Source organism: Actinomadura sp. 6N118 (assembly GCF_044326415.1).
Taxonomy (GTDB): domain Bacteria; phylum Actinomycetota; class Actinomycetes; order Streptosporangiales; family Streptosporangiaceae; genus Spirillospora.
Genome location: NZ_JBIRAZ010000011.1, coordinates 213,991 through 233,867, shown reverse-complemented (window position 1 = coordinate 233,867; position 19,877 = coordinate 213,991). Strand labels below are relative to the sequence as shown.

The following is a 19,877-nucleotide window of genomic DNA, read 5'->3' as shown; positions in this document are numbered from 1 at the left end:
GCTCCCACGGAGGCGACCGTGCCGGACAACACCCTGGACTACCTGGTGATCGGTGCAGGTCCCGCGGGGCTTCAGCTGGGGTACTTCCTCACCCGCTCCGGCCGGAGTCACCTGATCCTCGAAGCGGGACCGACGCCGGGCATGTTCTTCCAGACCTTCCCCCGCCACCGCACCCTCATCTCGATAAACAAGAAGTACACGGGCTATGACGACCCGGAGCTCAACCTCCGGATGGACTGGAACTCGCTCCTGTCAGACGACCCGGACCTGTTGTTCACGCGCTACAGCGACCGGTACTTCCCCCACGCGGACGACATGGTGAGATACCTCGGCGACTTTGCCCGCGCCTGCGATCTGCCGGTCGTCTACGACGCGCGCGCCGTCCAGATCGACCGTGCCGGGGACACGGGCGCCTTCCAGGTGACCGACCAGCACGGCAGGACGTACGAGGCTCGGCGGCTGGTCGTCGCGACCGGCGTCACCCAGCCAAACATCCCCGACATCCCGGGCATCGAGACGGCCGACGGCTACGGCACCGCGTCCGTCGATCCGGCCGACTACATCAATCAGCGGGTGCTCATCATCGGCAAGGGCAACTCGGCCTTCGAGACCGCGGACAACCTGATCGAGACGGCCGCGGTCATCCACGTCGCCGGGCCCAACTCCATCCGCATGGCGTGGCGGACCCACTACGTCGGGCATCTTCGCGCGATCAACAACGGCCTGCTCGACACGTACCAGCTCAAGTCCCAGAACGCGCTCCTCGACGGCGATGTGAAGCGCGTGGACCAGCAGGCGGACGGCACCTATCTGGTGACGGTGAGCTTCGCCCGCGCCAACGAGGTCACCAAGGACATCCCGTACGACCGGGTGATCGTGTGCACGGGCTTCCGGTTCGACAGCTCGATCTTCGAGGCGGGCTGCCGGCCCGCGCTGACGATCCAGGACAGGTTCCCGGCGGTGACGCCCGCGTACGAGTCGGCCGACGTCCCCGATCTCTACTTCGCCGGAACGATCACGCAGTCCCGCGACTTCAAGCGCGGCACAAGCGGGTTCATCCATGGCTTCCGGTACGGCGTCCGTGCGCTGCACCGCATCCTGGAGCACCGCTACCACGATTCCGCGTGGCCGTCCCGCGAGCTTCCCGCGACGCCGGAGGCGCTCGCGGCTGCGGTGATCGAACGGGTCAACCGCACCTCGGCGCTGTGGCAGCAGTTCGGGCTGCTGGGCGACGTCATCGCCCTGGACGGGCAGAGGTCGGATGGGCAGAGATCGGACGGGCAGGGCGAGGCGCGTTACCTGGAGGAGTTGCCGGTCGATCTCGACCCGCCGGTCCCGCACGACGGCGGGTGCTTCAGGATCACGCTGGAGTACGGACCGGAGCACGACCAGGTCGACCCGTTCGACATCGGGGTGGGCCGGATCCGGCAGAGCGACGCCGCACGGGCAGCAGAAGGCCACTACCTGCATCCTGTGGTCCGCTACTACCCGCCGGGGGGTGCGCCGCCGGTCGTTCATCACATCACGGAGAACCTGGAGAACGAGTGGACCTCCCAGGAGGTGCACGTCGAGCCCCTGCGCGTCTTCTTCGCCCGCCATGTTCAGCCTGCGTGAGTTCGAGGCCCTGGCGCGCGAACGGCTGGATCCGGCGCATTACGACTACTTCGCCGGTGGCGCCGGTGACGAGGTGACGCTCCGGGCCAACGAGGCCGCGTTCGGACGGCTGGCGCTGCTGCCGCGTGTGCTGCGCGGCGCCGAGAAGCGCCAGCTGGACGTCACGTTGCTGGGCCGCCGGGCCGCGATGCCGGTGCTGGTGGCCCCGACCGCCTTCCACCGGCTGGCCCATCCCGAGGGCGAACGCGCGACGGCACGGGCGGTCGCCGCGGCCGAGACGATCATGATCGTGAGCATGGCGTCGACGGTCGCCATCGAGGACGTCGCGGTGGCGGCGCCCGAGGCGACGTTGTGGTTCCAGCTCTACATCCAGCCGGACATGGCGTTCACCGAATCGATCGTGCGGCGCGCGGAGGCGGCCGGCTGCCGGGCCCTCGTCGTCACCGTCGACTCGCCGGCGCGCGGGCGGCGCGAACGGGAGCTCCGGCACGGCTTCGACGACCTGCCGGACGGCATGTGCTGCGAGAACCTCCGGGACGGGGACGCCGGAGTCCGGCCGATCGTCATGTCGCCCTCGATCTCGTGGGAACACTTCCATCGGCTGAGGGAGATCACAGCGCTCCCGATCGTTCTCAAGGGGATCCTGCATCCGGAGGACGCGCGCACGGCGATCCTGCACGGGGCCGCAGCGGTGATGGTCTCCAACCACGGCGGGCGCCAGCTCGACACCGTCCCCACCACCATCGAGATGCTGCCCGAGATCGTGGCCGCGGTGTGCGGGGCCGTCCCGGTGCTGCTCGACGGAGGCGTGCGGCGCGGCACCGACGTGCTGAAGGCGCTGGCACTCGGGGCGGACGCGGTCGCGGTCGGCCGTCCGGTCGTCTGGGGGCTGGCGGCCGACGGTGAACGCGGCGCCGGCCAGGTGCTCGGGCTGCTGCGCGCCGAGATCGAACAGGCCCTCACGCTGTGCGGCTGCGTGTCCGTTCACGACCTCGATCCGGGCATGGTGCGACGGTCATGCTGATCAAGCTGGGATCGGCAGGTGCGTTCAAACTGCGTTCGGCCGGTGCGTTCAAAGTGGGATCGGCCGGTGCGTTCATCGCCGCCCTGGTGAGCCTGCCGTGGTGGCTGCCCGGCCGGATCGTGGCGCTGCGGGTCCGTGTCTTCGCCCGGATCAACGGCGACGCTGCCATCACCGTCCCCGGCGATCTGGTGGGCGTGGAGCAGTTCAAGGAGCTCTACTCGCACCCGGCGGCCGGTGGCCGGAGCAAGGGAGCCGCGCTGTCGGACCTGTTCTGGTACTGGCTGTCGCCTGGGGCCGATGTGCACCAGGAACACCTGGAGGCGGGGGAACGGTACGACGCCGTGGCCAAGGCCACGCGCACCTTCCTTGCCCTCCGCCGCAGCGAGGCCGACGATCTCACCCGCCGATGTGTCGCGAGTGAGGTGCGGGCGGGCCAGGGGTTCGTCCGGTTGCGCGACCTGATGATGCCGGTCTGGGCCGCGTTCTACTACGAACTGGTGTTCGGCCGGCCCTGCCCCCCGGCGGCGCGTGACCTGATCGTGGGGAACGCGAACGACGTCGTCACCGCGCTCAAGTGTTGCGGGCTGCGGCACATGGACAGGCGCCGCCGGTTGACCGCGTACCTCTCCGAACGGCTGGACGAGGTGCGATGCCCGCTCCCGGAGGGGCTGTCGGCCAAGGAGCAGGCGTTTTACCTGCAAGGCACGTTCTTCAACACCGCGGTCGTCCAGATGTCGGAGGCGATGGCCCATCTGCTGATGGTCTTCGCCCAGCATCCCGAACTCCAGGACAAGGTGCGCGCCGACAACGACGATCACTATCTCGACCAGGTGATCGCGGAGACGCTGCGGCTCTATCCGCTCTTCGGCATCGCTCACCGCATCACCACCGACGACATCGAGCTCAGCGGGGCAGGGGGCCGCGCAGGGATCCGCATTCCGGAGGGGTCGGTGGTGTGCTTCGACTATCCCCGGATCCATCGCGAGGGCTTCACCGATCCCGACCGGTTCGATCCCGATCGATGGTCGGAACGGACGAGCGGCCGGGACGTGAACCACATCCCGTTCGGCGTCGCCGCGAACCGGCCCTGCCCTGCCTGGCGGATGGCACCGATCACCATGCGCGTCGCGGCGCGGGAGATCTTTCGCCGGTACGTGCTCACCACATCCGCCTCGCACACCCGGTCGTTGCCCAACCGCGGACCGGCCCTGCTCATCCCGCGGGACAGCCGGGCGCCCGCGGCCGGCCACCGCCCGGCGCTGCTGCGCACGCGGCTGCTCTTCATGCGGCTGCCACGCACGCGGCCGCCACGCATGCGGCTGCTCTTCATGCGGTTGCTGTTCATGCGGCTGCGCGACAGGTGGGAGGACGTCTGGCGCAGCCTCGTCCAGCTCGTCCTCGGCACCGCCATGGTCCTGCATGCGCGCCGCCTTCGACTCTGCGAACGCCACTTCTCAGGAATCTCAGGAGCGGAGACCCCCCATGCCCCCACTTGCCCAGGCAGTAGCAAGCAGCGGTGACCCCAATCTCGATCTGATGCTCAAGGTCTTCCCCGCCATCGTCGTGATCTTGCTGACGGCCGGGATCTGTGGCCGCCTCGCCCTGATGGTGCTGCAGCCACGCGTCCTCGGCGAGATGGTCGCCGGTGTGCTGCTCGGCCCGACGTTGTTCGGCGCGCTGTTCCCGGAGGCACAGAAGGCGATCTTCCCGGCCGAGGTCAGACCGATCCTGTACGTGCTGAGCACGATCGGGTTGACGCTCTACATGTTCCTTGTCGGCGCAGGGCTGGATCACGGCTCACGTATACAGGGTGAGGAGCGGCGGGCCGGGCTGTTGGCGGCGTCAGGCATCATCCCGTCGCTGACCCTGGGAGTCGGCGCTGGGCTGGTCCTGTGGGGCACGCTGTCGCCGCCTGACGTGAGCCGGGTGGAGTTCGCCTTCTTCGTCGGAGGCGCCCTGTCGCTGACCGCGTTCCCGATGCTGGCGAGGATCCTGTACGAGCGAGGGTTGGAGAACTCCCCGCCGGGACGGTTGTCACTGCTGGCGGCCGCCGTTGACGACGCCCTCGCGTGGTGCCTTCTCGCCGTGTTGACCGCCGTGCACCTGGGGTCGGGGCTGGACGACGCGCTGCAGACCATCGTGCTGACCGCCGGATTCGCCGTGCTGATGCTCGTTGTCGTCCGCCGGTTGCTGCGCCCGCTGGGCCGGGAGTTCACGCGGACCGGCAACCTCGGGCCGACGGCGATCTACGTTGTCATCCTCGTGCCGCTCACGGCGGGCTGGCTCACCGACTGGATCGGGGTGTACGCGGTGTTCGGCGGATTCCTCGCCGGGCTGGCCATGCCCCGCGATCCCGCGTTCCGCGAGGTGCTGCACAACCGGATGATGGGCGTTGTCTCGACGTTGCTGCTGCCCGTCTTCTTCACGTTCTCCGGCCTCAACACCGATCTCAGTGGCATCTCGGGCGGCACCATGCTGCTGGCCTTCCTCGCCATCATGGTCGCGGGCTTCGCCGGGAAGTACTTCGGCTGCGCGCTGGCGATGCGGGGGATGGGGTTCTCCTGGCGCGAGTCGTACGCGGTGGGGGCGCTCATGAACGCGCGAGGGCTGATGATCCTCATCTTCATCAACATCGGCCTGTTCCACGGGATGATCACGCAGGAGCTGTTCGCCATGCTCGTGCTCGTCGCGATCATCACGACGGGGAGCGCCCTGCCGCTCTACAAACTGGCCTTGCCGGCACGGCTCGAACCCGCCCTGGGCCCCGAGCGGCATGAGGCCGCCCGGGAGCCGTCGCCGGACGTGTCAGTTGCGGGACCGGTTCAATGATCTCCCGAATTGTCCACAATTGCCCCAACTCTGGCGGTCCATGGACGGCGGATGAGATCGTTAACGCGTGGCCGAGACATCGGGGTCAGCCGACCGGCCCGTTCGGCGGCTGCTCATCGTCGAGGACGACCGCGACCTCGGGCAGATGCTGGTCGACCTCTTCACCGAACACCGATACACCGTCGACCTGGCCCTGGAGGGGCAGCGCGGGCTGCACCTGGGTCTGACGCGGCGGTACGACGCGATGGTGATCGACCGCGGCCTGCCGGCGCTCGACGGCGTGGAGCTCATCCGCCGCCTGCGCCGGCAGGCCGTGACGGTCCCCGCCCTGGTGCTCACCGCCTTCGGCACCGTCGCCGACCGGGTCTCCGGGCTGGACGCGGGTGCCGAGGACTACCTGGTCAAGCCGTTCGACGTCGATGAGCTGCTGGCGCGTGTGCGGGCCCTGCACCGCCGCAATCTCGATCAGGCGCTGCTGCTGCCGCTGGGCGCCGGCTGGCTGGACTCCGAAGGGCAGGTCGTGCGGCTGCCGACCGGCGAGAACGTGACGCTGTCCGGCCAGGAGTGCCGTCTGCTGCGCACGCTCGCCGTCCGCCCCCGGCATGTCCACACGCGCGCCTCGTTGCGGCGCGGGGTCTTCGACGGCGCCCGGGCCGAGTCGATCGTCGACACCTACGTCTACTACCTGCGCAGCAAACTGGGGCCGGACGTCGTGCGCACTGTACGGGGCGTCGGCTACCGCGTGGGCGAGCTGTGAACGGCGGGGACCACTCCGATCCAGAACGCCGCCTCCTGCTCCGGACCCGGCGGATGATCACCTTGCAGATCGCCGGGGTGATCTCCCTGGTCGTCGTGCTGGTCGGGACCCTGGTGTACACCGTCACGGTGAGCGGCCAGGACGCCGCCGCGCGCAGCGACCTCGCCGCGGCGACGCGCGGTGCGCCCGTCGCCGACCCGCCGTGCTGTGTCTGGCTCTTCGAGGTCCGGGGAAACGCCGTCCACCGTTCCCCCGGCGCCCCGCCGGAGCTGCCGTTCACGCCCGATCTGACACGGGTCGCCGGCGGCGAGCTGAGCGTGACCGGTGACCGGGCCAAGATCGGAGGACACGACTACCTCGTCCACACCCAGCGGCGCGGCGACGTCGTGGTGCAGGCGGTCATGGATCTGCGGCAGCAGAACGCGGAGCGGCGGCGGCTCCTGGAAACGCTGGCCGTCACGGAGGTCAGCGGCCTGCTCGGCTCGCTGCTGATCGGCCAGGTGCTCGCGCGGCGGGCGATCGCTCCGCTGGGGGAGGCGCTCGTACGGCAGCGGCGGTTCGTGGCGGATGCCAGCCACGAGTTGCGTACGCCGCTGACGCGGCTGCACACCCGGGCGCAGCTGATCGCCTACCGGCTGCGGCAGGGGAAGGACGTGACCGAGGAGGTGGACCGGCTGGTCGCCGGGACCCGCCAGTTCGGCGAGGTCGTCGAGGACATGCTGCTGTCAGCGCAGTTCGCGCGCCGGCAGCGGCCGCGCCGTCCGGTCGACCTCGCTGCGCTCGCGGATGAGCTCGCCGTGGCCGAGGCGGCACGGGCCGAGGCGCGCGGAGTGACGATCGAGGTCCGGCGGCAGGGCCCCGGCGACCACGTCGTTCTCGGGGCAGAGTCCGCGCTGCGGCGGGTGATCTCCGCCCTTCTCGACAATGCGCTCGTCCATACCGGTGAGGGTGGGCATATCCGGCTGACCTTGACCGGCGGCCCGACGGTCACGCTCACGGTGGAGGACGACGGCGAGGGTCTCGATCCACGCGACACCGAACGGCTCTTCACCAGGTTCGTCGGCGGTCCCGGGGGTTTCGGCCTCGGCCTGGCCCTCGTCCGGGAAGTGGTCGACGGGCACGGCGGCACGATCATCGCGGACGGCCGGCCCGGGGTGGGGGCCACCTTCACCGTCCGGCTGCCGGCCGCCGCCACAACGACCGACCCGGACGCGTGATTCTCCTCAAGGAGCCTCGGGCGAGGTATCGGGAGAGGACGCTTTAGGGGGCGGCGCTTTGGGAGACGCCGCTTTGGATGATGGCGCTTCGGGGGACGGGGCTTCGTCGATCTTGATGGGCTTCAGCGGTTTGGTGGCGGGGCCGTGGTGGACGGAGCCGTCCACGGTGAACCGGGAGCCGTGGCAGGGGCAGTCCCAGGTCTGCTCCGCGTCGTTGAACGCGACCAGGCATCCCAGGTGGGTGCAGACCGCCGACACTGCCGTCAGCCGGCCTTCGGCGTCGCGATGGGCGGCGACCGGGTGGCGGCCGAGGTGGGTCACCGTGCCCTCGCCGGGGCGCAGCTCCGCGATCTTGTCGCCGGGCGCGAAGGCCCGCGGGTAGTCAGCCGTGTAGTGCAAGCCGGTCTTCAGGCTCAGGCTGGCGAGCTTGGATGCCGACTGGCGGACGTTGAGGCGCGCCGGATCGTACAGCCGGGACCAGGGGTTCTCATTGCCGCTGATCAGGTCGGCGAGCAGCAGTCCGGCCACAGTGCCGTTCGTCATTCCCCACAAGCCGAACCCTGCGGCCACCCAGAGATGCTTGGCCAGCGGGTGGTAGCGGCCGATGTAGGGCAGCCTGTCGATGCTGCTGTTGTCCTGCGTCGCCCATCGGTGGCTGAAGCGGCCTACCTTCAGGCGGTCCTCGCCCCAGGCGGCCAGCTTGCGGAACCGTTCCTCGACCTCGGGCTCCTCGCCCGGGTGGTATCCCGCGCCGCCGAGCAAGAGCATCTCCCCGCCGTTGCCGTCCGGCGTCGTACGCATCGAATGTCCGGTGTCGGCGGCGATGTACATGCCTTCGAACAGAGCGCCCGAGTCGGCCGGAGCCGCCATCAACAGGACCCGTTTCGGGATGAGCCGCGAAAAGAAGGCTCCCCGGTCGAAGACCGGATAGTGGGTCGTCACCACGACATCGCGCGCCCGGACGTCGCCGGCGCTGGTGTGCACGAGCGATTCGTCCGTACGGCCCAGGCCCGTCGCTCTGACTCCCTCCAGGATCCGCCCGCCCGCCTCGGTGATCGCCTCGGCGAGCGCCAGCAACCACTTGCGCGGGTGGAACTGCGCCTGGTCTCTGAACCGGACCGCACCCGCGACGCGGAACGGCAGGTCGACGTCAGGGACGAACTCGGCGGGAAGCCCCAGCTCGGTGGCTGCCTCCGCCTCGTTCCGCAAGGTGTCCAGATAGGACGGGTCTTCGGCGTAGACGTGGTTGTGGCGACGCCGGAAGTCGCAATCGACGCCGAGCTTTCCCACTTGGGTGGCGATCCAGTCGATTGCCGCCTGCTGGCTCTCCCCGTACAGCCCGGCCTTCTCAAGCCCATAGCGCCTGGTCAGTTCGGCATAGATCAGATTGTGCTGGGACGTGACCTTGGCGGTGGTGTGGCCGCTCACTCCCTCGGCGATCCGGGCTGCTTCCAGCACGGTCACCGAACGGCCTGCGCGCGCCAGCAGGTAGGCGGTCGTCAGTCCGGCGATCCCGGCACCGAGGACGAGCACGTCGGCCTCGTCAGGCAGCGGAGGCCAATCCCTTTTGAACGGGCCAGGCGCGCTGTCAACCCAGTAGGAAAGCGTCGTTTCGGGTAGTGGGTCCACGCTGATCCTCCAAGCAGGGCAGGGGGCTCCCGCATGGGTCGCCCTGCCCTGCCCGCGACCGGCTAACCACAGCCGGCCATGGCGGCCAGCATCTCGCCAGGGGATCCGGGCTCCCACTTGAGGGGGATCTCGAAACGGATGATCGCGCCGTGCTGGCGGCGGTTGGAGATCTGGAGGTTCTCGGTGAGCGCGTCGATGATCTGGAGACCGCGCCCGTGCTCGGCGGTCACGGCGGCGTCCGCGGCGGCCTCTTCCAGCTGCACCGCGTCAAAGCCGCGGCCGGTGTCGATGACCTCGATCCGGCATCGCGATTCGACGGTACGGACACGCACCTCGTACTCGTCGCTCGGATCGGCGTGCTGGATGACGTTCGCGCACGCCTCTCCGACGGCCAGGTTGACGTCGTCGCAGATCTGTTCGTCCACGCCGAGCGTGGTGAGCGACGCATCCAGCACCTCCCGCGTCAGGTGGGCCGTCTTGGCGTCCCTGGGCAAGCACAGCACCAGTAGGAACTCCATCGCGGTTCCTCCTATCGGTTGGTGTTGCATGTCTTGCCATGCCCGTCGAATCGACAGGAAATCACCGCAATGAGACCAGGGGCGTGGGCGTCGTCGAGCCCGGTGAGCACGAGGACGGCCGTGCCGGGCGCCGGTGTCTGATTGGAATGCCCGGCCAGGACTTCCTGGCCGGGCTCTGATCACTGCGTCAACCTTGATTTCAGCGCACAAACTTGATCTCGGGATAACGCGGGGACGGCCCGTCCAGAAGATGGTCGTCGCGATGTCGCAGCCAGCGGTCGAAGAAGGACACGGCAAAGGCCCGCTGCGCCACCACCGCGCGGCTGGGATCCGTCGTGCCGATGGCGCCCTCCATGACATTCCGGGGCAACCCCGTCTGCGGCATGATCGCTGCCAGGTCGGTGTAGGTCTGGTGCTTGGAACCCAGCAGGGTCAGATCCCTGCGCCAGCCGCGGCTGTGTGACCAGAACGCTCCCCACGACGGCTCGTTCGTGTGGTCGATGCCCTGCCGGCCCATCAGCATGAACGGCCGGCGCAAGCCATGGAGGGCAACAGACGAGAGATTCGTTCCGTTCGGCTCGCTGTTGAACTCGAGCGTGCCGTCGAGGTCGATCCCCGCCCGGATCCGCCGGTCCTCGTACATGCCCTGGGCGGCCGTGAACCCTCCAGCAGACTGGCCGAACATGCCCACCCGACGCAGATCGGCCATCCCGCGCGGCAATGTGGCGAGCTGGTCCAGAACGAACCGGGTATCGCCGATACGGGCGTGGAGCATCTTCGCCAGCACAGCAGGAACAGTGCCCTCCTCCTGTGCCCGCGCGAACTCTTCCAGCATCCGATCGTTGCCCTTGACGGAGCCGTCCGGGAACTGGACGGCCGGAGATTCGTACGTGTGATCGATCGTCGCGACCACGTACCCGCGGCTCGCGAGCTCCTCGACCAACACCGTGCCCCAGCTGCGCGGATCACCGCTGCCCGGCGAATACACCACCACCGGCCACGGACCCCGAGGATCGACCGGCGCGCCCTCGCCGGCATGCGTGCGAGTGGCCGCCCAGTCGACCGTGCCCGGCGGGATCCGATGGCGGGTGACGGCACCGAACCGTTCGGCCGCACCCCTCTCCATATGTGGCGCAACCCGCTGCCCAGACCCGGTAGCCGGGTACCAGACGCTGATCATCAACTCCCGCTGCGGCGAACCCTCCCAAGGATCGGCTCGCGAACGGTCAACCAGGTGCAGCGCCACCGTCCCGATCTCATAAGGGCCGCCCGGCGCAGGTAACTCAACCCGCACAGCGCCATGCGCGACCGCCGAAACCGGCGCCACCGAGGCCGCCGCCAGGCCCGCCGCCATCGCCAGAACCGACCTACGTCTCATGGCCACCGACACTAAAGACCAAGGCCGTAGCCAGCGTCACCTCCCAGTGCCAGATAAACGCCTGCCACCCAGGTATGACCCCTCCTCCTGGCGTCCTGGAAAATGTACGCATGAACCCCCGCCGCCAAATTGGAGCCGCCACCCTCGCTGTATTGCTGACTGGCTGTTCCGGAAGCGAAGCCACACAACCAGCGCCTAAACCGCCGACCCAACCAGCGCGGAAGCCGCCGACCCAGCCAGTTCCCAAGACGCAGACCGCCATGCCGACCCAGCCGCTACGGGTGACCGGGAAGATGACCAGGCCAGGGACCCGGTTGCGGTTTGGGCAAAAAGCCATGGTGCCCATCCGGGAGTTCAACCCATTGCACAAGACCTACGAAGAGGGCGTGCTGGGCATCGCGGTGCAGCGGATCCGGCAGACGAGCGGCTCCAAGATCAGAGGAAACTTCGACGCCGACGACAGGGCCCTCCTGAAGGGGAGCACCGCGTACTACGCCGAGATCGTCATCACCAACGAGAGCGGCAACGCCATGTCGCTGTCCACGCCCCGGATGGAGGCCCGGCGCAGCGGCGGCGAGATCACCAACGTCAGCCTGCTGGGCGGTGAACTGCCCGCCTGCCCGGAGGTCCCCGCCCCCGCCACGTTCGACCACAAGGGCGCCAGATGGGTGACCTGCAAGCTCTCGCTGTCAACCCGATCTGACCCGCTCCGAGAGATCCACTACATGGCCCCGCCGTACGGCACGAACGCGAAGCACCCCGACGACCCGGCACCGAGCTTCAACGACCACGACGAACTAGGCCCGATCATCTGGCACTGAGCCGGCATCGCCGACCGGTCAGTTTTGGAGAAGCCACCGCCTCGGGCGCCTTCCTAGCATGAAGGTCGTCATCAAGACGTGCATGGAAGGACCTGCAATGAAGGACACCCAGGGGTCGGCCGAGGGATTCACCGACGAAGAACGAGCCGCGATGAAGGAGCGCGCCAAAGAAGTGAGGAGCACTCGCCGCGGGGCCAAGGCGGACAAGGAAGGCGAGGTGCTCAAGAAGATCGCCGAGATGCCGGACGAGGATCGCGTCATGGCCGAGCGGATCCACGCCATCATCAAGGCCACCGCACCGGACCTCTCGCCGAGAACCTGGTACGGGCAGCCCGCGTATGCCAAGGACGGCAAGGTCATCTGCTTCTTCCAGAGCGCGGCGAAGTTCAAGACCCGATACGCGACATTGGGCTTCAACGAGGACGCGAACCTCGACGAGGGCACCATGTGGGCGACCTCCTTCGCCCTGACCGGGTTGACCGCCGCCGACGAGGAAAAGATCGCCGCGCTCGTGAAGAAGGCCGTGAGCTGAAGACCAACAGGCCACGGCCCGCCCTGCATCGAATGCCGCCCCCGAAGAGCTGCGCCCGTCCGCACGCCACGACGACATCGTCAACAACGACCGACGGCCACCGTGGAGTGGTTACGATCAGGACCAAGGTCGCCTGCGCGGAAGGGAATCATGTCCGATCAGTACGAGGCGGTGTTCGCTCGCTACGACACCGATGGGGATGGCCAGCTCACCGTGGACGAGGTGACGGCGGCGATCGCGGGAATGTTTCCCGCGGCCGAGGTGAATGACCTGTCGGGCATCGTCAAGGCACTGTTCGCCGAGTACGACACCGACAACGACGGTCTGCTCTCGGTGGCTGAGTTCGTCCCGCTGGCGAAGAACCTTCCCGAACTCGGCTCTGAAGACTGAATGTCCAGGTTGGGGCCGAGCCGCCGGCCTTGTGCTGTCCGGAGAGGCCGCTGCCTCGTCAGGGTGCACCCTGGACGAGGCAGAGCAGGCCGCTTCTAGATCATGCGTGGGCGCGAAGGCCTTTGACGGCGGCGTTGATCCCCTTCGTGTCATAGCCGCTGGTGGGCATGGTGGCGCCGTGGGCGTGGCGGATGATGCCCTGGGAATCAACGAGGATGCTGCCTGACTGTTGCATCGAGCCGAAGAGCTTTCTGCCCAGGCCGATCATCTCGTGCGGGGTGCCCCGGCGGCCTACGAGGACGGGGAACGGGATCTGGCGCTTGGCCTTCCACGCGGCCGCTTCTTGGCGATCTCCAGGAACCGCGACAAGCACCTGGACATGATCAGCCGCGAGCTCGTTACGACGCCGGGCGAGGTCTTGGACGTGCCTGTTGCACACCGGGCACGACGTCGACCGCATGAAATAGATCAGGACGGCATGACTGCCCTGGTAGTCGGACAGGCGGACGGGCTGGCCGTCGGTGTCCTCCAGGACCACGTCGGGCGCGGACGATCCGGTTTCAAGCATGGCGAAACTCCCCTTCAACTCGGGTTTGTGGAATGCGGCCGACTCGGGTCAGGCGCCGGTGGTCCCGGGGCCGCTCAGGCTGAGCCGGACTTTGTGGCGGGCCCGGTGCAGGTGTGACTTCATCGCGGCGTTGCTCAGACCAAGCACCTCCGCGACGCTCCGCCCCGGGTAGCCCAGCACATCCCGCATGATCAATACTCTGCGCTGCACGTCCGGCAACTCCTTGATCGCCTGCGCGACGAGTTCGGCTTCCAGGCGCCGGATGGCCTCGTCCTCCGCGGAGGTCACCAGACCTTCGGGCTCGTCATAGCGGTCGAACAGCAGTCGAGCGCGGCGCAGACATTCGTTCCGTACGATTCGGAACATCCACGACGCCAGTGCTCCGGTGGCGCGCAGTGAGCCGATCTTCCGGTAGAGGATGATCAGCGCTTCCTGCGCGGCATCCTCGGCATCCTGCGGAGACTCACAAAGATGCTCCGCGAAGCGCCGCACATGAGGATGGGCACCGTAAACCACCGCCGTGATCGACTCGCGGTCACCAGCCTGCGCGGCCTCGATGAGCTGCGCGCTCGCCCAGGGGCGCTCAGCCACGTCCACGCCCTTGCCGGACCGAGGTCCTGAAAAGCGCCCGCCGCACACTCGGCATCATGACTTCACCCATCCACCTCTCCTTCCCAGTGTGGCCATCACCCCATAAGAGGCCCCCACACCGCGAAAGGATTCACCGTAGTCACGACCAACCTCGCCGGCCGCACGCGGACAAACCCCAGCCCGTCCCGACGAGCGGAACGGACCGGCGGCGGCTCCTGGGTGAACGTTTACCGTGGCATGGCATGTCGAGGATCTGGCCAGAAAGCATGAAGGGTAGGGAGACAAGTTGGATGTGGTGTTCCGGCGACGCAAGGTAAACACGCAGAGGGGTTCTTGTGTCCACCGAGGAGAACAAGAGGCTGGTTCGTCGTTTCTATCGGGAAATCGACGAGGGCAACCTGGACGCCATGGACGAACTTGTGGCTGAGGACTACAAGGATCACGCACCGCCGCCATTTCCCGGGTTTGCGCCCGGTCGCGAGGGGCTCAAGCAGGCGTTCCAGCTGTTCTGGGACGCGACGCCCGGAACCCACGAGATCGAAGACCAGATCGCGGAGGGCGACAAAGTCGTGACCCGGCTGACGGCGCGCGGAGTACACGAGAGGGACCTTCCAGGCATCCCTGCCACCGGCAAGCCAATCGAGATGACCGCGACGGTGATTCATCGCATCGAGAACGGCAAGCTTGCCGAAAAGTGGTCGGACAAGGATCTCCTCGGCTTTCTTCAGCAGCTTGGTGTCATGCCGACGCCTGGCGGTGCGTCGGGATAGCCGGGCAATACCGCGCGTTCCATGCTGTCCAGACGCCAGCGCCGGTCGATGGCCGCAGCCCCCGAGGGGCCGACTGGCGCCGTAGCGCCAGTCTCAAGCGTCATCCCTTGTAGAAGCTCCTCCCGCGCCCCCTCAGCGTCGCGTGATCTCGCCTCGATGCAGCACATGCCGCGACGGACCGGAGTGATTACCCGCGTGAACGGCGTGACGGGAAGAATCGCGCGGCTGAGTGCTCCGGCTCGCGGGTGCTGAGGGCTGCGAAGCCCCCGCGCCCGTCTTCTCGCTCTGTGTAGTAAATGCCCAGGTCCTTCAGGCTGCGAAATATCCAGATCCAGCCGGACGCGTCTCCGGTTCGTCCGGAGTTGGCTGGACAATGTCGATCTTGTTGCGCATTGGTGATCAATGCGGTGGACTCTCCATGGGCATCGCCCCCCAAGCGTCTGCAACCTGGAGAAATGATGAAGCTTCCCACATACGCCGCTGGCCTCGTGGTGGCCGGCCTGCTCGCTTCCATCCCCGGACTGGCTGGAGCGTCCGAGACACCGGCGGCGCAGACGGCCGGCGCCAAGGCACTGCCGAGCGTGAACATGGAAGCCACTGTCAAGGCGGCCCAGATCGACCCGCGGCGGCCCAACAACAAGTTGACCCCGGGCGCCAAGGCCAGCGTGCTCCTCGTTGAGCGGGCGCTGCGCGACCGCCGCCTGCTCGCCGCGAAGTACGTGGACGGTCACTACGGCACCACGACGGTCACCGCCTTCACGAAGTACCAGAAGTCGCTCGGCTACAAGGGGGTCGCCGCCAACGGCCTGCCGGGCAAGGCGTCGCTCACCAAGCTCGGAGCCGGCCGCTTCAAGCTCAACCACGTCATCGTTCCGGGTGCCCGGGTGAAGTATGGCCGTTACGTCATCAACACCCGTACGAAGAAGATGCTGGCCGAGGCGAAGAAGCGGCTCGGCGGTCGCAATCTCGTGCTGGACCAGGGTTCGTACAACCCCGGCGGTGACCCCACGTCCAAGGGCACCCACGACGGCGGCGGCGTCATCGACATCTCGGTGAAGGGCATGAACGCCGCCACCCGTACCAAGGTTGTGCGCGAGCTGCGCCGTGTCGGCTTCGCGGCATGGGTGCGCAGCCCCAAGCAGGGCAACTGGCCGTGGCACATCCACGCCACCGCCATCAACGACACCGACCTTGCCACCCCGGCCCAGCACCAGGTCGGTGACTACTACCTCGGTCTGAACGGTCTCGCCAACCGCGGCAAGGACGACGGCCCGAAGGTGCCCATCCGCACCTGGGAGGAGTACCAGCGCCAGCGCCGCTGATAGCGCTCACGCTTACAGGGGCTCGCTTCCTTCAGGGAATTAGTTCGGCACAGATGGCTTCGGGTGACCACCCGAAGCCATCGCCGTTTTTGGCGACTCGCCGCTCGCGCCATCTGTGAGACCGAAATGCGTCCCCGGAGATCGGTGCACTTCCATGCCGGGCGGGCGACGCCTCACCAAAACACCGGCGAAGGCTCACGGCGTTTGGGCCACCGTGAGATCGGGCGCTTCGCCAACTCCTTCTTGCGCTCGTGCCGACGGAGGCTGGGGGTCACTTCGGCTGTCGGGCCGGGGCCTTCTGCAGGGCGCGGAAGTCGTGGAACCAGGGGCTGCGGCCGGACAGCTTGCCTCGCGGCTGCACGGTGTAGCGGGCGTAGACGCTGTTGAGCAGCCACGGGTCCTTCTTGGGGCCCCAGTTCTGCACCATCAGGTCGTCCTGCTTGAAGGCGTACGTGGCGACTGCCAGCCGGCCGGTGCCGCGGTACAGCTTCATCTGCTCGCGCAGGAAGCCCGACTGCTTGGCGAACCACGGGCAGGCGCCCAGGAAGTCGGCCCACTTCCGCTCGCTGAACGGCGTACCGATGGCGGCCTTGATCACCTGCCAGACCTTGATGCCCTTCGGGTAGCCGTACTTGGCGGTGAACGAGACCGGGACCGAGTCGGTCATGTGCTGGCGCCAGAGCGGCATCAGCGAGAACTCGGTCACCAGGAACTTCTGGTCCTTGCGCATCCTCGGCAGGATGTAGTCGACGAAGGCCTTGGCGTCGCGCGAGGCGGGGACGTGCGGGTGGATGTCCACACCCTTGATCTCCGGCGTCTTGCGCACGAAGGCCATCCAGCGCTCGACCGCGGGCGTGCGCTGGGCGGGCTGGTGGATCCGGTTGAGCGCGCCCATGTAGAGCGCCGTGCCGCAGTTCACGCCGCAGCGCTTGTTGCGGAAGCCGATCACGTGCTTGGCGACGGTCTCGTAGAACACGTTGAGCCGCTGATCACGCTCGCCCGGCTTGCTCTCGATGAACGGTTCGTTGCCGATGGTCAGAATGTCGACCTTGCCCATGACCAGGGGCAGCACCTTGTTCAGCCTGACCAGCTCCGCCCGCATCCTCGGGCTGCCCGGCTTGGGGAACGACGTGCCGTTGTAGGGAAACTTCAGGCTCAGGATCGTGTCGTGGCCACGCCTTGCGGCGTCACTGATCGTGCGGATCGCGAAGTGCTTGGCGGGCGGCCTCTTGTCGACCGCCGGCATCGGGAAGAATCCGCGCACCCACCTGACTCGCGCCTCGTTCAGCTCGCGATAATCGAGCGCGTCCAGATTCTGATTGAAGTTCGCGCCCAAGGCTCCTGAAGCGGGGGCTTTCGCAGAGCTGGCTGCGGGCGTTCCCGTTTTGGCGCCAACGTGGGCAAACGGTTGTATGGCCACTGTCGCGGTCAGCACGATGATCGAAAGTCGCCGAAGCATGCCGATCATGCTTGCGCTAGCTCGATCACGCTGTCAACGGGTGCGCCTGAGGGGCAAGGGCGCGAGTCAACAGGACTGCAGGGCGCGGAAGTCGTCACGCCAGCAACGCGATCTGGCACTCCGCGCTGCGCCGCAACGAGCTTCCATTGCCACACCGGGCTGTGAATCCCAATCACGTTGCCGACCAGCCAGCGTGCCGTACCCAGTCGGCAGCGGGTAGCGCGCTCCCGCGCGGACTCGCTGGTGCCTTTGAAGAGGCGCCAGGGCAGCGGGAACGGTCGATTGCGCGCGTGTGAGAGAGTGGGTTTATGCCCTTGAGCGCTTATGAACTCAGGCCGTCGATCGCCGTGTCCGACATTCAGAGGGCGGTCGCGTTCTACGAAGGCAAACTGGGTCTGCCGGTGCTGGAGTCCGGCCCCAGCGCAGACATCGAAGAAGGCAGCCGCGTCTACGGTTCTGGTGGCGGGCCGGCGCTGAGTGTGTACGAGTCGGACACTGCCGGGAAGACCTCGGCGACACTGGCGACGTGGTATGTCGACGACATCGACCAGATCGTTGACGAGCTCGTCTTGTCCGGCGTCGAGTTCGTCCGCTACGACCAGTTCGAACATGATGCCAAGGGGATCACTCCTCGGGCTGGCGGTGGACGTATCGCGTGGTTCCAGGACCCAGACGGCAATACCTTTGCCATCGAAGCCGACGTCTGATTCCACTCGGCAATGCGCTAATCACCGGGCGCCGGCTCCAAGCCGAGCGCGTGACAGGCCCCGGCGTCCGTCCTCTCCTGCTCGGTCACGTCCGCCGCTGGACCCCACAGAGCCCGTAGCCGCGCCAGACGCTCCGCTGCAGGTAGGTGACCGGGAACGCGGTCAGCGGGGCCGTCACGCACATTCGTGGCACAGACCATGCGGTCGCATAGCGATCTTGAGGTCCGTCCGCTCGCGCTGATGACTGCGCTGCAGGTGCCAGTGAGGGTCGTCGCCGCGTGTGGCACCGGCAGCTTGGAGCGAGTCAACTCCGGCGACGGTTGCCCGCTACGGGAGTTTCGACGCTCGGCTGGGGACCGTGCGGTCATGTCTCGATCTTGATTTGATCGAGGTCGATTGCGACGAGGGTCGGATGGGGGAGGGACCGGCCGCCGGGTCCTCGTGGGCGCACCCGTCGGTGGGTGGGAAAGACGAGTCCAGAGAAGTGTCGGTGGTCGTAGCAGTAGTGGGCGGCGTGCGCCCACCGACCGATTGGCTGGGCGACGTAGTCGTGACGGCGGATGAGGCCGGCAGCGTCCACGTGGAAGGTCTGTCGTTGGGAGTGGGTGTGGACGTCCAGGGGGAAGCTGACCTCGAGGCGTCGCCACTGCTCACCTGCCTCCGGCCACGCGTCGCCTTCGGTGACGGTGACTCCTTCACGCGTCAGAAGCATGGGTGTCGAGAGGTAGTTCCACCATGCGTATCCGGCGAAGTACGCGGCATCGAGAGCGTCCCAGCGAAGGTTGCGACGGAGTCCGCTGAGGCCGGCAAAGGCGGCGCGGGCGTTCCGCCGGGCGTTGATCAGTTCGCCGTCGCGGGTCTCGATCCGTACGTCGCCTCGATCGAACACCGCTTGCTGATCCTGTTGTGGGAAGCCGTGAAAGACGGCGTGCTGCTCTGCCAAATCCACCCGGACGGTCACGTTGGCCATTCGGTTTCCGGGGAAGCGTGAGCGCAGGAGGCCGCCGAATCTGCCGCGGGCGGTGAGGGCGGTCACCGCGCGCCATCGTTCAAGGCCGCCATGGGCGGTGAGGACCTCGTCGAGCAGCCCGCTCATGTCTGGGCGCCGGCGAGCACCGTGGTGAGGACGCGTGGATCGCCGTGGACGCTGGCTTGGGACAGTACCTGGTCGATGGTGATCGCGCCGGCGGCGAGTCCCAGGACCGCCGCTGGCTCTGCTGTGAGGATGGTGTCGGGACGCCGGTCGGGTTGGACGGTCACGTGGGGGCCGTCCTTGTCGATCCGAAGGGTCATGAAGAGACCGGGAAACTCGATGCCGAGCTCAACCGGAGGCGTCGCCGTTCTTCCGCGGAGCAGCGCCGGGAGTGCGACGGCCAGCCAGCGAGGCTGCATGGCGTCGTCTCCTGGGCCGCTGATCATCAGCGGGGTGCTCCAGCGGATGAGCGCCTCGACTGCTTCACGGAGCTGACTGCCCCAGGGCGTCAGGGCGTAGACGACACCGCTGGTGTGGCCCACCCGCCGCTCGATCACTCCGGAGGACTCCAAGCTCCGCAGGCGGTCGGCTAGCAGATTGGTGGCTATCCCACCCAGCGACGCCACGAGTTCGCTGTAGCGCATCGGGCCGGGGAGCAGCTCGCGGACGATCAGCAGGCTCCAGCGATCACCCACCGCGTCAAGCGTGCGCGCCAGGCCGCAGAACTGCCCATAGGAGCGAGTCGGCATCAGCTTGACTTCCTCCATGCAGCTTGATT

20 protein-coding genes are annotated in these 19,877 nt (G+C 67.6%); 12 read left to right on the top strand and 8 right to left on the bottom strand.

Annotated features, from left to right (window positions below):
• The first annotated feature begins 18 nt into the window (after positions 1 to 18).
• From ACH34W_RS28300 to ACH34W_RS28275, 6 genes are all read left to right on the top strand, one after another.
• Positions 19 to 1,614, top strand: coding sequence for an NAD(P)-binding domain-containing protein (locus ACH34W_RS28300; RefSeq protein WP_395964130.1), 1,596 nt, complete (start codon positions 19 to 21; stop codon positions 1,612 to 1,614).
• Positions 1,598 to 2,638 (top strand): alpha-hydroxy acid oxidase, encoded by a 1,041-nt coding sequence (locus ACH34W_RS28295; RefSeq protein ID WP_395964129.1) that lies wholly within the window; start codon positions 1,598 to 1,600, stop codon positions 2,636 to 2,638. The genes ACH34W_RS28300 and ACH34W_RS28295 overlap by 17 nt, the downstream gene beginning before the upstream one ends.
• Positions 2,632 to 4,158 (top strand): cytochrome P450, encoded by a 1,527-nt coding sequence (locus tag ACH34W_RS28290; protein WP_395964128.1) that lies wholly within the window; start codon positions 2,632 to 2,634, stop codon positions 4,156 to 4,158. Before ACH34W_RS28295 ends, ACH34W_RS28290 begins: the two co-directional genes overlap by 7 nt.
• Positions 4,121 to 5,467: a cation:proton antiporter gene (locus tag ACH34W_RS28285; protein WP_395964127.1), complete on the top strand. Its 1,347-nt coding sequence runs from the start codon at positions 4,121 to 4,123 to the stop codon at positions 5,465 to 5,467. The genes ACH34W_RS28290 and ACH34W_RS28285 overlap by 38 nt, the downstream gene beginning before the upstream one ends.
• 67 nt (positions 5,468 to 5,534) lie before the next feature.
• A complete protein-coding gene (locus ACH34W_RS28280) occupies positions 5,535 to 6,224 on the top strand; it encodes a response regulator transcription factor (RefSeq protein ID WP_395964126.1) in 690 nt (229 codons plus the stop codon).
• Positions 6,221 to 7,441 carry a sensor histidine kinase gene (locus ACH34W_RS28275; protein ID WP_395964125.1) on the top strand — a complete coding sequence of 407 codons (1,221 nt, stop codon included), beginning with the start codon at positions 6,221 to 6,223 and terminating at the stop codon, positions 7,439 to 7,441. Before ACH34W_RS28280 ends, ACH34W_RS28275 begins: the two co-directional genes overlap by 4 nt.
• Positions 7,442 to 7,447: 6 nt before the next feature.
• On the opposite strand, the gene ACH34W_RS28270 is transcribed toward ACH34W_RS28275, so the two are convergent.
• The 3 genes from ACH34W_RS28270 to ACH34W_RS28260 all read right to left on the bottom strand — a co-directional run bounded on the left by ACH34W_RS28270 (position 7,448) and on the right by ACH34W_RS28260 (position 10,942).
• Entirely contained in the window at positions 7,448 to 9,070 is a 1,623-nt protein-coding gene (locus tag ACH34W_RS28270; RefSeq protein ID WP_395964124.1) for an FAD-dependent oxidoreductase, read from the bottom strand.
• Positions 9,071 to 9,132: 62 nt separating this feature from the next.
• Positions 9,133 to 9,588, bottom strand: a complete 456-nt coding sequence (locus tag ACH34W_RS28265; protein WP_395964123.1) for an ATP-binding protein — start codon at positions 9,586 to 9,588, stop codon at positions 9,133 to 9,135.
• A gap of 199 nt (positions 9,589 to 9,787) precedes the next feature.
• Entirely contained in the window at positions 9,788 to 10,942 is a 1,155-nt protein-coding gene (locus ACH34W_RS28260; RefSeq protein WP_395964122.1) for an alpha/beta hydrolase family protein, read from the bottom strand.
• Between the two features lie 284 nt (positions 10,943 to 11,226).
• On the opposite strand from ACH34W_RS28260, the gene ACH34W_RS28255 reads away from it, so the two are divergent.
• The 3 genes from ACH34W_RS28255 (at position 11,227) to ACH34W_RS28245 (ending at position 12,709) form a co-directional block, all read left to right on the top strand.
• Entirely contained in the window at positions 11,227 to 11,787 is a 561-nt protein-coding gene (locus ACH34W_RS28255; protein ID WP_395964121.1) for a hypothetical protein, read from the top strand.
• A 97-nt stretch (positions 11,788 to 11,884) separates the two neighbouring features.
• Positions 11,885 to 12,319 (top strand): iron chaperone, encoded by a 435-nt coding sequence (locus ACH34W_RS28250; protein ID WP_395964120.1) that lies wholly within the window; start codon positions 11,885 to 11,887, stop codon positions 12,317 to 12,319.
• 150 nt (positions 12,320 to 12,469) lie between these two features.
• Positions 12,470 to 12,709 carry an EF-hand domain-containing protein gene (locus ACH34W_RS28245; protein ID WP_395964119.1) on the top strand — a complete coding sequence of 80 codons (240 nt, stop codon included), beginning with the start codon at positions 12,470 to 12,472 and terminating at the stop codon, positions 12,707 to 12,709.
• Positions 12,710 to 12,809: 100 nt separating this feature from the next.
• On the opposite strand, the gene ACH34W_RS28240 is transcribed toward ACH34W_RS28245, so the two are convergent.
• Together ACH34W_RS28240 and ACH34W_RS28235 are read right to left on the bottom strand one after the other, a co-directional pair.
• On the bottom strand, positions 12,810 to 13,277 hold the full coding sequence (locus ACH34W_RS28240; RefSeq protein WP_395964118.1) for a peroxiredoxin family protein: 468 nt from the start codon (positions 13,275 to 13,277) through the stop codon (positions 12,810 to 12,812).
• Positions 13,278 to 13,325: 48 nt separating this feature from the next.
• Positions 13,326 to 13,868, bottom strand: coding sequence for an RNA polymerase sigma factor (locus tag ACH34W_RS28235; RefSeq protein ID WP_395964117.1), 543 nt, complete (start codon positions 13,866 to 13,868; stop codon positions 13,326 to 13,328).
• A 335-nt stretch (positions 13,869 to 14,203) separates the two neighbouring features.
• On the opposite strand from ACH34W_RS28235, the gene ACH34W_RS28230 reads away from it, so the two are divergent.
• Positions 14,204 to 14,638: an ester cyclase gene (locus tag ACH34W_RS28230; protein WP_395964116.1), complete on the top strand. Its 435-nt coding sequence runs from the start codon at positions 14,204 to 14,206 to the stop codon at positions 14,636 to 14,638.
• Between the two features lie 455 nt (positions 14,639 to 15,093).
• Positions 15,094 to 15,960, top strand: coding sequence for a peptidoglycan-binding protein (locus ACH34W_RS28225; protein WP_395964115.1), 867 nt, complete (start codon positions 15,094 to 15,096; stop codon positions 15,958 to 15,960).
• A 271-nt stretch (positions 15,961 to 16,231) separates the two neighbouring features.
• Here ACH34W_RS28225 and ACH34W_RS28220 read toward each other — a convergent pair whose 3' ends face one another.
• On the bottom strand, positions 16,232 to 17,296 hold the full coding sequence (locus ACH34W_RS28220; RefSeq protein WP_395964114.1) for a hypothetical protein: 1,065 nt from the start codon (positions 17,294 to 17,296) through the stop codon (positions 16,232 to 16,234).
• 437 nt (positions 17,297 to 17,733) lie between these two features.
• On the opposite strand from ACH34W_RS28220, the gene ACH34W_RS28215 reads away from it, so the two are divergent.
• Positions 17,734 to 18,126 (top strand): VOC family protein, encoded by a 393-nt coding sequence (locus ACH34W_RS28215; protein ID WP_395964113.1) that lies wholly within the window; start codon positions 17,734 to 17,736, stop codon positions 18,124 to 18,126.
• Between the two features lie 364 nt (positions 18,127 to 18,490).
• Here ACH34W_RS28215 and ACH34W_RS28210 read toward each other — a convergent pair whose 3' ends face one another.
• Both ACH34W_RS28210 and ACH34W_RS28205 read right to left on the bottom strand, forming a co-directional pair.
• Positions 18,491 to 19,222: a hypothetical protein gene (locus tag ACH34W_RS28210; protein ID WP_395964112.1), complete on the bottom strand. Its 732-nt coding sequence runs from the start codon at positions 19,220 to 19,222 to the stop codon at positions 18,491 to 18,493.
• Positions 19,219 to 19,866 (bottom strand): winged helix-turn-helix transcriptional regulator, encoded by a 648-nt coding sequence (locus ACH34W_RS28205; protein WP_395964111.1) that lies wholly within the window; start codon positions 19,864 to 19,866, stop codon positions 19,219 to 19,221. The genes ACH34W_RS28210 and ACH34W_RS28205 overlap by 4 nt, the downstream gene beginning before the upstream one ends.
• Positions 19,867 to 19,877: the final 11 nt, after the last annotated feature.

What these genes read in the sequence shown, in the direction of transcription:
- ACH34W_RS28295 (WP_395964129.1), top strand. Translation starts at nt 1,598, where the DNA reads ATGTTCAGCCTGCGTGAGTTCGAGGCCCTGGCGCGCGAACGGCTGGAT.
- ACH34W_RS28290 (WP_395964128.1), top strand. Translation starts at nt 2,632, where the DNA reads ATGCTGATCAAGCTGGGATCGGCAGGTGCGTTCAAACTGCGTTCGGCC.
- ACH34W_RS28285 (WP_395964127.1), top strand. Translation starts at nt 4,121, where the DNA reads ATGCCCCCACTTGCCCAGGCAGTAGCAAGCAGCGGTGACCCCAATCTC.
- ACH34W_RS28265 (WP_395964123.1), bottom strand. Translation starts at nt 9,588, where the DNA reads ATGGAGTTCCTACTGGTGCTGTGCTTGCCCAGGGACGCCAAGACGGCC.
- ACH34W_RS28260 (WP_395964122.1), bottom strand. Translation starts at nt 10,942, where the DNA reads ATGGCGGCGGGCCTGGCGGCGGCCTCGGTGGCGCCGGTTTCGGCGGTC.
- ACH34W_RS28255 (WP_395964121.1), top strand. Translation starts at nt 11,227, where the DNA reads ATGCCGACCCAGCCGCTACGGGTGACCGGGAAGATGACCAGGCCAGGG.
- ACH34W_RS28250 (WP_395964120.1), top strand. Translation starts at nt 11,885, where the DNA reads ATGAAGGACACCCAGGGGTCGGCCGAGGGATTCACCGACGAAGAACGA.
- ACH34W_RS28245 (WP_395964119.1), top strand. Translation starts at nt 12,470, where the DNA reads ATGTCCGATCAGTACGAGGCGGTGTTCGCTCGCTACGACACCGATGGG.
- ACH34W_RS28240 (WP_395964118.1), bottom strand. Translation starts at nt 13,277, where the DNA reads ATGCTTGAAACCGGATCGTCCGCGCCCGACGTGGTCCTGGAGGACACC.
- ACH34W_RS28225 (WP_395964115.1), top strand. Translation starts at nt 15,094, where the DNA reads ATGATGAAGCTTCCCACATACGCCGCTGGCCTCGTGGTGGCCGGCCTG.
- ACH34W_RS28210 (WP_395964112.1), bottom strand. Translation starts at nt 19,222, where the DNA reads ATGAGCGGGCTGCTCGACGAGGTCCTCACCGCCCATGGCGGCCTTGAA.
- ACH34W_RS28205 (WP_395964111.1), bottom strand. Translation starts at nt 19,866, where the DNA reads ATGGAGGAAGTCAAGCTGATGCCGACTCGCTCCTATGGGCAGTTCTGC.